The sequence below is a fragment of the Aquabacterium sp. genome, assembly GCF_029946005.1.
Classification (GTDB): Bacteria; Pseudomonadota; Gammaproteobacteria; order Burkholderiales; family Burkholderiaceae_C; genus Aquabacterium.
Map to the genome: position 1 here is coordinate 253749 of NZ_JAQSDR010000002.1, position 11404 is coordinate 265152.

Consider the following 11404-nt stretch of genomic DNA (forward strand, 5'->3'; position numbering starts at 1 on the left):
GCGTGAAATAATCACCCGATTGTAGGCAAGGCCGCTGCCGAAGCGGCGCCCCTTCCATCCAGGACAGCGCCCGCCCCACACCGTGACCCGATCCACCGCCCGCCCCCTGTCCGCCCGCTGGACCCCGATCGCCCTGGCCGCCGCCCTGGTGGCTGCCCCGCTGGGTTTTTCAACCACCGCCCATGCGCAGGCTGCTGCGGCGAAAGCCCCCCCCGCATCGGTACCGGCCGCCCCCGAGCCATCGGCCCCGGCCGGTACGCTCGCCGACCCACTGCGTTTTTCCTTCAACCTGGACGTGCCCATCGCTGGCCAGGAGAACCCGGCACTGCCCTTGTTTTTCGAGGCGGATCACCTGGAGGGCCAGCCCGATGACCGCATGCGGGCCACCGGTTCGGTGCGGCTCAAACAAGGTGACCTGATCGTGCGGGCCGACGAAGTCACCCACACCTATGCCGACAACACCGCCAAGGCGGTGGGCAATGTGCGCATCACCCGCCGGGGCGACTTCTACAGCGGCCCCGAGCTCACCCTCAAGCTGGACACCCTGGAAGGCGAGTTCGTCAACCCCAATTACCGCTTTGCCCGCACCAACGCCGGCGGTCACGCCGACCTGGTCGAGTTCCTGGGCGGCAACCGCCTGCGCGCCACCAACGCCACTTACAGCAGCTGCACACCCGAGAACACCGCCGATGGCAGCCCGGGCGAGCCCGATTGGGTGCTCAGCACCCGCAAGGTGACGATGGACATCGACGCGAATGAAGGCCGCGCCGAAGGGGCCGTCATCCGCTTCCTGGGCGTGCCCATCCTGGGCGCCCCGGTGCTGACCTTTCCGCTGTCGGACGCACGCAAATCGGGTTGGCTGCCGCCCAGTTTCGACATCGACAACAAGAGCGGCTTCGAGCTGGCCGAGCCCTACTACTGGAACATCGCGCCCAACCAGGACGCCACCCTCACGCCCACGATCTCCACCCGGCGCGGCGCGGGGCTGGACACCGAATACCGCTACCTGTTGCGCAGTGACTCGGGCACCCTGCACACCTATATGCTGCCCCATGACGATGTGGCGGGCCGCTCGCGTGGCCTGGTCGACTTCAAGCACCAGGGCGACCTGAATACCAGTGGCAACCCCACGGTGACCAACTACGAATTGCGCTGGCGCCGCGTCTCGGACGACGACTACTGGAAGGACTTCCCTCGCAACCTGCCCTCGCTGACGCCGCGCTTGTACGACAGCCACGCCAGCATCGAACGCCAGCTCAACACGCGCAACTGGGGCCTGGGCAACAGCCAGACCTCGCTGTACGCGAATGTGCAGACCTGGCAGACGCTGCGCGACCTGTCACCCACCGCTGACGCTGCCACCCAGGTGATCTCGCCGTATCGGCGAGAACCCCAACTGGGCGTGCACAGCCGCAGCACCTCGGAGACCGGCTGGGCCTGGAGCATGACTGGCGAGTTCAACCGCTTCACCAACGAAGACACCACCCGCATCAGCGGCGACCGCGTGCACGCCATCGCCAAGCTGGAACGCCCGATGGGCGACAGCGGCATCGCCATCACCCCCCGGCTCACTCTGCACGCCGTCAGCTATTCGCTGGACCGCACCCTCACCACCGGCCAGAAGGAAGCCTCCCGCTTCATCCCTACCTTCAGCATTGACAGCAGCGCCACGCTGGAGCGCCAGGCAAACTACTTCGGGCAGGACCTGATCCAGACCCTGGAGCCCCGGGTGGAGTACGTCTACACGCCCTACCGCAACCAGTCGGACCTGCCCTTGTTCGACAGCGCGCCGCGCGACTTCAACCAGTACTCCAGCTTCGACGAAAACGCCTTCACCGGTGTCGACCGGATCTCCGATGCCAACAAGATCAACCTGGGCCTGACCACCCGCCTGCTGAACCCGCTGACCGGCGCCGAAGCCCTGCGCCTGGGCCTGGTGCAAGGCGTGCTGTTCTCCACCCAGCGCATCACGCCCAACAACGAAGCGCCTGTGCGGCAAAAACTGTCGGACCTGCTGGTGCTGGGCTCCACCACCGTGGCCCCGCACTGGACTTTGAGCGGCACCGCCCAGTTCAGCGCCCAAGGGCACCGCAACGAACGCTCGGTGATCGGCGTGCGCTATTCGCCAGGCGCCTGGCGCACCATCAGCGCCGACTACCGCTATACCCGCAACAGCAGCGAGCAAGTGGCCGTGGGCTGGCAATGGCCCATCTTTGGCAAGAAGCCACCGGTGGACGACTCCATGGCACGCCAGGCCATCGCCCAGACCACCGCCCTCAACTTCGACAAGCCCACGTCCGGCGGATCAGGATCAAGCTGCAAAGGCACCTGGTACAGCGTGGGCCGCCTGAACTACAGCCTGCGCGACAGCCGTTTCGCCGACACCTTGTATGGTTTCGAGTACGACGCTGGCTGCTGGATTGGCCGCATCGTGGCCGAACGCCTGTCGGTGGGCCGCGACCAGGCCAGCACCCGTTTCATGTTCCAGCTCGAATTGGTGGGTCTGTCCCGCCTGGGTTCCAGCCCCCTGCGCGCCTTGAGGGACAATATCCCTGGCTACCGGCTGCTGCGCGATGACAACAGCGTGCTGACGGCCCCGAGCACCTTGCCCAACTTCTCTGATGACTGACCACTCCAAGCCCCCTACCCCTACCGCGCCTCGCCAGCCTCGCCGCCAACGGTTTGCCACAGGCCTGTGCCTGGCACTGACCCTGCTGATGGTCGGCCCCGAGACCCAGGCGCAGGGGCTCAAACGCAGCGACGCGCCCTCGGTGTCGCCCCGCATCTCGGGCAACCGAGGCCTGAGCACCGAGCTCAAGCTGGCCGGGACGCAGAGCACCGCTGACTACATCGTGGCCGTGGTCAACCAGGAGCCCATCACCCACATGGAGGTGGAAAAGCGCGTCAGCCGCATCCAGGAATCGGCCCCGACAGGCTCGCGCTTGCCCGCAGGCGATGCCTTGCGCCAGCAGGTGCTGGATGCCCTCATCAACGAGAAGGTGCAGCTGTCCTTCGCGAGAACCTCCGGCATGGACGTGCCCGAAGCCGAGCTGGACGCGGCGATCGAGAACATCGCCACGCAGAACAAGATCACCGTGGCAGACCTCAAAGACCGCATGCGCTCCGACGGCCTGGACTACCAGCGCTACCGCGACAGCCTGCGCGAGCAGATCCTGCTGGAGCGCGTGCGCCAACGCGAGGTCAACGCACGCATCCAGGTCAGCGATGCCGAAGTGGCCGAGTTTTACGCCAAGGGTGCCGATGGCCTGGGAGAAACCTCCTACAACATCGCCCACCTGTTGATCGCCGTGCCCGAAGGCAGCAGCCCTGCCCAGATCCAGGCCCTTCAAGCCAAAGCGCAGGAGTTGCAACAGCGGGCCGCCAAGGGCGAGAATTTCGCCCAACTGGTCAAGGCCAACTCTGCCGACACCAACACCCGCGACCAAGGTGGCACGGTGGGCATGCGCCCGGCCAGTCGCCTGCCTGACCTGTTTGTCGATGCGGTCAAAACCCTGGGGGTGGGCAAGGTGGCTCCCGTGGTCCGCTCCGGCGCCGGGTTTCACGTGGTCAAACTCGTCGAGCGCGAAAACTCGGGCAAGGCCACCTACACCCAGCAACGGGCCCGCCACATCCTGATCCGCACCACACCGCAGCTGGACGCCCGGGCCGCCGCCAAGCGCATGGACGACATCCGCAAGCAGATCGTGGGTGGCCAGGCCAGCTTTGCCCAGATGGCCCGCCAATACTCTGAAGATGGCAGCGCCATGCGAGGTGGGGACCTGGGCTGGACGGCCCCCGGCCAGTTCGTGCCCGAATTCGAGAAGGCCCTGCTGGCGCTGCAGCCTGGCCAGGTCTCTGAACCCGTGGTGACACGGTTTGGTGTGCACCTGATCCAGTTGATCGAGCGCAAGGAAGTCGAGTTGAGCGAACAGCAAAAGAAGGAGGCTGCCCGCAGCGTGCTGCGCGAGCAGCAATTCGAAGCCACCTACGAAGAATGGGCCAAAGAACTGCGCGCTGCCGCCTACGTGGAATTGCGCGATGCCCCCTGATCGCAAGAGCAGCCACAAAGGCCATTTCGCGCGCAAGCGCTTTGGCCAGCATTTCCTGTCCGATGTCGGCGTCATTGAAGACATCGTGCGCGCCATCAAACCCAAGCCAGGTCAGGCCCTGGTGGAAATCGGCCCCGGCCTGGGCGCGATGACCGACCCGGTGGTCGCCGAGTGCGAACACCTCACCGTGATCGAGTTGGACCGGGACCTGGTGCAGCGCCTGCGCCAACGACCCGAGCTCACCGTCATCGAGTCTGACGTCCTCAAGGTGGATTTTGGAGCCCTGGCGCAAGAGCACGCCCCCCAAAAATTGCGCGTGATCGGCAACCTGCCTTACAACATCTCCACGCCCATCCTGTTCCACCTGCTGCCCTGGGCCGATCAGGTGGAAGACCAGCACTTCATGCTGCAAAAAGAAGTGGTTGAGCGCATGGTGGCCGGGCCGGGCTGCAAAGACTATGGGCGGCTGAGCGTGATGCTGCAGTGGCGTTACCACATGGAATCGGTGGTGGATGTGCCCCCCACCGCGTTTGACCCGCCCCCCCGTGTCGATTCGGCCGTGGTGCGCATGGTGCCTTTGGCCCCCATCGAAGGGATCAACCAGAAACTGCTGGGCGAGATCGTGACCGTGGCATTTTCTCAGCGGCGCAAACTGCTGCGCCACACGCTGGGTGCCTGGCTGACCGCACGCGGGGTGAACGTTGACTTCAACGTGACACGCCGCGCCGAAGAAGTGCCCGTGGCCGAGTACCTGGCACTGGCTAAACACTGCCAGACCTGAGATGACTGAAGGCGCCAAGCCCGATCAAAGGCAGCTTGGCGGGTTCTTCACAGGCTGAGCAAGCCCCAAAAAATCAGCTGGTTTCGCCGTTGTGGCGACGACGGCGCATCAAGGTGCCCACTGCGCCCAGGCCAGCCAGCGCCAAGGCCAAACTTTCAGGTTCCGGCACAGGTGACAAGTACCAATTCACCGAATAGAGGCCCGAACCGCTGCCAGCCACTTGAAAGCTGTAATCGGTGCCGGCCACCAGACTCAAGCCCGAGAAACTGATGCCCGGCCCGGCCAGCAAGGTGGCACCTTTGTAGATGGACAAAGACAAGGCCCCGGCCGCCGGGATGACGTAGCCCAGGTTCAGGGTCTGGCCCTGCACGGCAAACGCAGCCATGGTGGGCGCGGACAACGAGAAGCCGATGGTGTCATTGAACGAGAATTGGCCCAGGAACATGGCACTGCCAGGACTCACCTGCGTTTGCAGGTCACCAATCGAGGTGGTGAAGGCATGGGCAGAGGAACACACGGCCAGGGCCGCCATCGCTCCCACAACCGTTGATCGGATTAGCACTGGAACTTTGAAACTTGTTGTCATGACTGACCCCTTGAAGACGACAAACCAAACACAGTGCTAACCCTTAGGCATGAAACATGCCAAGTCCCGACCAGTCATCAGGCCCAGAAAATCGGCCAAATCTGCACTGCAATGGCCCACACCCCCTGCAAGAAGGGGGGAGATGCCGCACCACGATGCGCACAGCGGCCCTTCCAAAGAAGTGCGCCCCGCGCCGATACACTGCAGCCATGAAGCGTTTTTTAGTGGGTGGTGCTGTTCGCGATCGACTCCTGGGCCGGCCTGCGGGCGACCGGGACTGGGTGCTGGTGGGGGCATCGCCCGATGAATTGACAGGGCTGGGTTACACCCCGGTGGGCCGCGATTTCCCGGTGTTTCTGCACCCCGACACCAAGGAGGAGTGCGCGCTGGCCCGCACCGAACGCAAGACAGCGCCCGGCTACCGAGGCTTCGTCGTTCACGCCGCGCCCGACGTGACCCTGGAAGAAGACCTGGCGCGCCGTGACCTGACCATCAACGCCATCGCCGAGGACGAGTCAGGTCAACTGGTCGACCCCTACGGCGGCCAACGCGACCTGGCCGCCAAAGTGCTGCGCCACGTTTCACCGGCCTTCTCGGAAGACCCGGTGCGCATCCTGCGCCTGGCGCGCTTCGCGGCCCGTTTCGACGATTTCAGCGTGGCCCCCGAAACCTTGCTCTTGATGCGAGACATGGTCGAGCAGGGTGAGGTGGACCACCTGGTGCCCGAGCGCGTCTGGCAAGAACTGTCGCGCGGCCTGATGGAAAGCAAACCCTCGCGCCTGTTCGACGTCCTGCGGGCGTGCGGCGCCCTGGCCCGCCTGCTGCCCGAGGTCGAGCGCCTGTGGGGCGTGCCACAGCGGGCGGAGTACCACCCCGAGGTCGACACCGGCGTGCACCTGATGATGGTGCTGGACATGAGTGCCCGCTTGGAGGCCGACTTGGCGGTGCGCTATGCCTGCCTGTGCCACGACCTGGGCAAGGGCACCACGCCCGAGCACATTCTGCCGCGCCACATCGGACACGAAGAGCGCAGCGCCCGCTTGCTCAAAGGCATGAGCGAACGCCTGCGCGCGCCCGTGGAATGCCGAGAACTGGCCGACGTGGTCGCCCGCGAGCACGGCAACATCCACCGCAGCGCGGAACTGAAAGCGGCGGCCACCTTGCGGCTGCTGGAGCGCTGCGACGCCATCCGCAAACCCCAGCGCTTCACGCAGGTTTTGCTGGCCTGCGAATGCGACTCACGGGGTCGCCTGGGCCTGGAAGAGCAGCCTTATCCCCAGACCGCGCATTTGCTGGCGGCACTGGACATCGCCTTGGGCGTGGACACGGCCAAGGTGGCTTCGAGGTGCATGGAGACGGGCAAGCAGGGGCCGGCCATCGGCAAGGCGATCCAGGATGCGCGCGTCACGGCCATCGAGATCGCGTGGGCGAAATCCCGGGCTGAGCACAAGCACTGATGCGTTGAACCGTGGACTCAAGGCGCCCTGCACATTTGCAGGGCGCCTTGGAGTTCACTGGACTTCGGTACGACTGACTATCTAAGCAACGTAGAGATCAGTCCGCCTGCTTACGCAGGAAGGCCGGGATCTCGATCTCGTCCATGCCATTGCTGGCCAAAGCATCCACCTTCGCGGCCGCCTGGGTGCGACCCGAGCGCCACACGCTGGGCGTGTTCAAACCGCTGAAGTCGTTGTGGCCCGAGGTGGCGCCCATGCCCAGACCGGACGAACCACCATGCACCTGGTGGTTCAACACCGGCAGGTTGTCCGTGCCCGTGCGGGCAAAGACCTGACCATGTGCTTGCGCGGCACTGTGCACTACCGACATCGGTGCTTGCGCACGGCGGCCAGCGCTCAGGCCCGTGGCGATCACGGTCACGCGCAGCTGGTCGCCCAGGCTTTCGTCGTAGGCCGTGCCGTAGATGACATGCGCCTCTTCTGCGGCATAGCGGCGGATGGTGTTCATGGCATTGCGCGACTCGCTCAGCTTGAAGTTGCTCTTGCCTGCGGCAATCAGCACCAGCACGCCACGCGCGCCCGACAGGTCGATGCCTTCCAGCAGTGGGCAGGCCACGGCCGATTCAGCCGCCTTGGTGGCGCGGTCCGGGCCCGACGCGGTGGCCGTGCCCATCATGGCCTTGCCAGGCTCGCTCATCACGGTCTTGACGTCTTCGAAGTCGACGTTGACCAGGCCCGGAATGTGGATGATGTCGCTGATGCCGCCGACGGCGTTCTTCAGCACGTCATTGGCCTGCTTGAAGGCCTCTTCCTGGGTGATGTCATCGCCCAGCACTTCCAGCAGCTTCTCGTTCAGCACCACGATCAGCGAATCGACGTTGGCTTCCAGCTCGGCCAGGCCAGCGTCGGCCTGCTTCATGCGGCGGCCGCCTTCGAACTCGAAAGGCTTGGTCACCACACCGACGGTGAGGATGCCCATTTCCTTGGCCACGCGCGCGATCACGGGCGCGGCGCCCGTGCCCGTGCCACCACCCATGCCGGCGGTGATGAAGACCATGTGCGCACCATCCAGTGCTGCCTTGATCTGCTCCACAGCCTCTTCCGCCGCGACGCGCCCGGCTTCGGGTTTGGACCCCGCGCCCAGGCCGCTGTTGCCCAGTTGCATTTGCATGTCCGCGCTGGAGCGGTTCAATGCCTGTGCATCCGTGTTGGCGCAGATGAACTGCACACCCTGAACACCCTGGGCGATCATGTGGTCGACCGCGTTGCCGCCACCACCACCTACACCGATCACCTTGATCTGGGTTCCCAGGTCGAAGTTTTCAATCATTTCGATTGCCATGTCGTACCTCCAATATTTCAAGCAGTTGCCAGTGAATAAAAGTCGAGCCAGTGAAGCTCTTCAAAAATTACCAATGAACCAATCGCGGATGCGTCCGAACCAGGTCTGAACCGACCCGGCCTTCTGCGCCGCCTTCATCCCGCGCGTTCGCGCGAGTCTTGCCTCTTCGAGCAAGCCCATGACGGTGGCCGAGCGAGGGCTGGCCACCATGTCGTGCAGTGCACCCGAGTACAAGGGGATGCCCTTGCGCACGGGTTTCAAGAAGATGTCTTCGGCCAGCTCGACCATGCCCGGCATGACCGCCGAGCCGCCGGTGAGCACGATGCCCGATGACAGCAGTTCCTCGTATCCAGACTCGCGGATCACCTGGTGAACCAGCGAGAAAATCTCTTCAACGCGCGGCTCGATCACGCCGGCCAAGGCCTGGCGCGAGAGCATGCGCGGGGCGCGGTCGCCCAGGCCGGGCACTTCGACCTGTTCATTCGGGTCGGCCAGCATCTGCTTGGCCACGCCGTGGTCCACCTTGATGTCTTCGGCGTCTTTAGTGGGCGTGCGCAGGGCCATCGCGATGTCGCTGGTGATCAGGTCGCCCGCGATCGGGATGACGGCCGTGTGGCGCACCGAACCATCGGTGAAGATGGAGACATCGGTGGTACCGGCGCCGATGTCAATCAGGGCCACGCCCAGTGATTTTTCATCTTCGGTCAGCACCGCCGCGCTCGATGCGCTGGGGTTGAGCACCAGTTGTTCGGCTTCCAGGCCGCAGCGGCGCACGCACTTGACGATGTTCTCGGCCGCGCTCTGCGCACCAGTCACAATGTGGACCTTGACCTCAAGGCGGCCTCCGCTCATGCCGATGGGCTCTTTCACCTCATGGCCGTCGATGATGAACTCTTGCGGCTCGACCAGCAGCAGGCGTTGGTCATTGGGGATATTGATGGCCTTGGCGGTTTCGACCACGCGCTGCACGTCGATCGGCGCCACTTCCTTGTCGCGCACGATGACCATGCCGGTCGAGTTCTGGCCCCGGATGTGGCTGCCGGTGATGCCGGTCCAGACGCGGCTGATCTTGCAGTCGGCCATCAGCTCGGCCTCTTTCAAGGCCTGCTGGATGGACTGCACCGTGGCGTCGATGTTGACGACCACGCCGCGCTTGAGGCCATGGCTGGGCGCCACGCCCAAACCGGCCAGGCGCAGCTCGCCACCGGGCATGACTTCGGCCACCACCGCCATCACTTTGGCGGTGCCGATGTCGAGTCCGACAACCAGATCCTTGTATTCCTTGGGCATGGTGTGTGTGCTGTGTTCGGTTAACGTTGTGGTGGCTGCTGTTGACGTTGGCGTGCGGCCCAGGCCGCGTTTTGCGCCGCCAGCTTGGCCTTGAGCGCTGCTTTGCTGGCCGCTTCCTGCAGGGTGGACACGCCGCGCAGCTTGACGGCATAGCCTTCGGGATAACGCAGGTCGGCCTGTACCAGCGGCGCGGGGTATTGGCGGTGCAACTCGGGCACGGTGCGCACGAAGCGCTGCAGGCGGTCGGCCACTTCATCGGCGGTGCCACGGCCCAATTCGATGTCGGCGCCACTGTCCAGCTGCAGGCTCCACGAGCCACGGTCAGTCAGGCGCAAGGTCTCGATCTCGCCTTGCAGCGGGGTCACCAGGGGTTGCAGGCGGCGCAACATGTCCAGCATCACGCGGGCCTGGTCGGGCGCAGGGTGGGCCGGGGCCGACAGCGTGGGCAAAGGCTCGTCTTCTACGTCGCCCAGGTTGGCGTCAAAAACTTCGCCGAAGGTGTTGACCAACTGGTCGTCTCGATCCTCATGGCGCCAGTAGGCGGCGGGGCGGTGCTCTTCCAGGGTGACGCGCAACTGGTTGGGCCACACGCGGCGCACCACCGCGCGGCGCACCCAGGGCACGGCTTCAAACGCATCTCGGGCCTTCAACAGGTCCTGGTTGAAGAAGCCGCCGCTGAGGTGCGGCAAGGCGTTGGCGCGCACTGTGGCCAGGTTGTTGCGCTGCAATTCGCCATCGATTTGCAGGTTCTGGATGTTGAAGAAGGACAGGCGCGACAACTTGACCAGACCGGAGGCCAGCACCACGGCCAGCGCCAACCCTGCCAGCGCGGCGGACGCGGCATTCATCCAGCGGACGTCTTGCGGCATCTCGCTGAGGTGGGGGTTGAGGGCGGCGTTGGCCAACATGGTCAGATCGTCTTCCTTATTGCGCGGAGTCCAGCGTGGCTGAGGCCAGCAGGGTGAGGCAGAGTTGTTCGTAGCTCAGACCAGCCGCCTTGGCCGACATCGGGACCAGCGAATGGCTGGTCATGCCAGGCGAGGTGTTGATCTCAAGCAGGAAGGGCTGGCGGTCGGTGTGGCGGATCATCACGTCGGCGCGGGCCCAGCCTCGGCAACCCAAGGTCTTGAAAGCCCGCAGCACCTGGTGCCGGATCTCGACCTCTTCGTCGGCGCCGAGTTGGCTCGGGCAGAGGTACTTCACTTCGTCGGTGAAGTACTTGTTCTGGTAGTCGTAGTTGCCACCGGGCGCGACGATGCGGATCACCGGCAGGGCTTGCGCCTCGCCCTGCACCAGCAGCACCGGGCAAGTGGTCTCTTCGCCCTCGATGAACTGCTCGCACAGCACCTCAGGGTCGTGCTGGGCGGCGGCTGCATAGGCGGCGGCGCACTGCGCGGGGTCGGTCACCTTGGTCAGGCCGATGGACGAGCCTTCGCGCGAAGGCTTGACGATCATGGGCGCGCCCAGCACGGCCAGGGCCTGCGAGCACTCTTCCGGGCTGGACACCGTGCGCCAATCAGGCGTGGGCAAGCCTTCGAAGCGCCAGATGCGCTTGGTCATGATCTTGTCCATGGCGATGCTGGAGGCCATCACACCCGAGCCGGTGTAGGGGATGCCCAGCAGTTCGAGCGCACCTTGCACCGTGCCGTCTTCGCCTCCGCGTCCATGCAGGGCGATGAAGCAGCGGTCGAAACCCTCGGTCTTCAAGTCCTGCAAAGGCCGGTCGGCCGGGTCAAAAGCGTGCGCGTCCACACCTTGCGATTGCAAGGCCTGGAGCACGCCAGAGCCCGACATGATGGAGATGTCGCGCTCGGCCGAGGTGCCGCCAAACAGCACGGCGACCTTGCCCAGCGACTTGACGTCGATGGTGGGGGCGGGCAGATTCATCAAGCTCATCTT

Annotated in this window: 9 protein-coding genes; 4 read left to right on the forward strand and 5 right to left on the reverse strand. The window is 64.8% G+C overall.

Annotated elements, in window-relative coordinates; translation table 11 throughout:
- Positions 1-82: 82 nt before the first annotated feature.
- From lptD to rsmA, 3 genes are read left to right on the forward strand one after another with little or no spacing between them, the layout of a single operon-like run.
- On the forward strand, positions 83-2629 hold the full coding sequence (gene lptD, locus PSV38_RS01465) for an LPS assembly protein LptD (RefSeq protein ID WP_300544018.1): 2547 nt from the start codon (positions 83-85) through the stop codon (positions 2627-2629).
- Positions 2622-4049 carry a peptidylprolyl isomerase gene (locus tag PSV38_RS01470; RefSeq protein WP_300544020.1) on the forward strand — a complete coding sequence of 476 codons (1428 nt, stop codon included), beginning with the start codon at positions 2622-2624 and terminating at the stop codon, positions 4047-4049. The genes lptD and PSV38_RS01470 overlap by 8 nt, the downstream gene beginning before the upstream one ends.
- On the forward strand, positions 4039-4830 hold the full coding sequence (gene rsmA / locus PSV38_RS01475) for a 16S rRNA (adenine(1518)-N(6)/adenine(1519)-N(6))-dimethyltransferase RsmA (protein WP_300544023.1): 792 nt from the start codon (positions 4039-4041) through the stop codon (positions 4828-4830). The genes PSV38_RS01470 and rsmA overlap by 11 nt, the downstream gene beginning before the upstream one ends.
- A gap of 73 nt (positions 4831-4903) precedes the next feature.
- Here the strand turns inward: rsmA and PSV38_RS01480 are convergent, their stop codons facing one another.
- Positions 4904-5362 carry an FxDxF family PEP-CTERM protein gene (locus tag PSV38_RS01480; RefSeq protein ID WP_300544026.1) on the reverse strand — a complete coding sequence of 153 codons (459 nt, stop codon included), beginning with the start codon at positions 5360-5362 and terminating at the stop codon, positions 4904-4906.
- Positions 5363-5625: 263 nt separating this feature from the next.
- Here PSV38_RS01480 and PSV38_RS01485 point away from each other — a divergent pair, with 263 nt between their 5' ends.
- Entirely contained in the window at positions 5626-6873 is a 1248-nt protein-coding gene (locus PSV38_RS01485; RefSeq protein WP_300544028.1) for a multifunctional CCA addition/repair protein, read from the forward strand.
- Between the two features lie 97 nt (positions 6874-6970).
- Here PSV38_RS01485 and ftsZ read toward each other — a convergent pair whose 3' ends face one another.
- The 4 genes from ftsZ to PSV38_RS01505 are packed head-to-tail and all read right to left on the reverse strand — an operon-like array spanning position 6971 to position 11401.
- The gene (gene ftsZ, locus PSV38_RS01490; protein WP_300544031.1) at positions 6971-8215 is read right to left on the reverse strand and encodes a cell division protein FtsZ; all 1245 of its coding nucleotides are present in this window, start codon (positions 8213-8215) and stop codon (positions 6971-6973) included.
- A gap of 60 nt (positions 8216-8275) precedes the next feature.
- Positions 8276-9505 (reverse strand): cell division protein FtsA, encoded by a 1230-nt coding sequence (gene ftsA / locus PSV38_RS01495; protein WP_300544033.1) that lies wholly within the window; start codon positions 9503-9505, stop codon positions 8276-8278.
- Between the two features lie 20 nt (positions 9506-9525).
- Positions 9526-10413, reverse strand: coding sequence for a cell division protein FtsQ/DivIB (locus tag PSV38_RS01500; protein ID WP_300544035.1), 888 nt, complete (start codon positions 10411-10413; stop codon positions 9526-9528).
- Positions 10414-10429: 16 nt separating this feature from the next.
- A complete protein-coding gene (locus PSV38_RS01505; RefSeq protein WP_300544036.1) occupies positions 10430-11401 on the reverse strand; it encodes a D-alanine--D-alanine ligase in 972 nt (323 codons plus the stop codon).
- Positions 11402-11404: the final 3 nt, after the last annotated feature.

Coding starts and splice junctions, on each gene's coding strand:
- PSV38_RS01470 (WP_300544020.1), top strand. CDS start 2,622: ATGACTGACCACTCCAAGCCCCCTACCCCTACCGCGCCTCGCCAGCCT.
- rsmA (WP_300544023.1), top strand. CDS start 4,039: ATGCCCCCTGATCGCAAGAGCAGCCACAAAGGCCATTTCGCGCGCAAG.
- PSV38_RS01480 (WP_300544026.1), bottom strand. CDS start 5,362: ATGGCGGCCCTGGCCGTGTGTTCCTCTGCCCATGCCTTCACCACCTCG.
- PSV38_RS01485 (WP_300544028.1), top strand. CDS start 5,626: ATGAAGCGTTTTTTAGTGGGTGGTGCTGTTCGCGATCGACTCCTGGGC.
- ftsZ (WP_300544031.1), bottom strand. CDS start 8,215: ATGGCAATCGAAATGATTGAAAACTTCGACCTGGGAACCCAGATCAAG.
- ftsA (WP_300544033.1), bottom strand. CDS start 9,505: ATGCCCAAGGAATACAAGGATCTGGTTGTCGGACTCGACATCGGCACC.
- PSV38_RS01500 (WP_300544035.1), bottom strand. CDS start 10,413: ATGTTGGCCAACGCCGCCCTCAACCCCCACCTCAGCGAGATGCCGCAA.
- PSV38_RS01505 (WP_300544036.1), bottom strand. CDS start 11,401: ATGAGCTTGATGAATCTGCCCGCCCCCACCATCGACGTCAAGTCGCTG.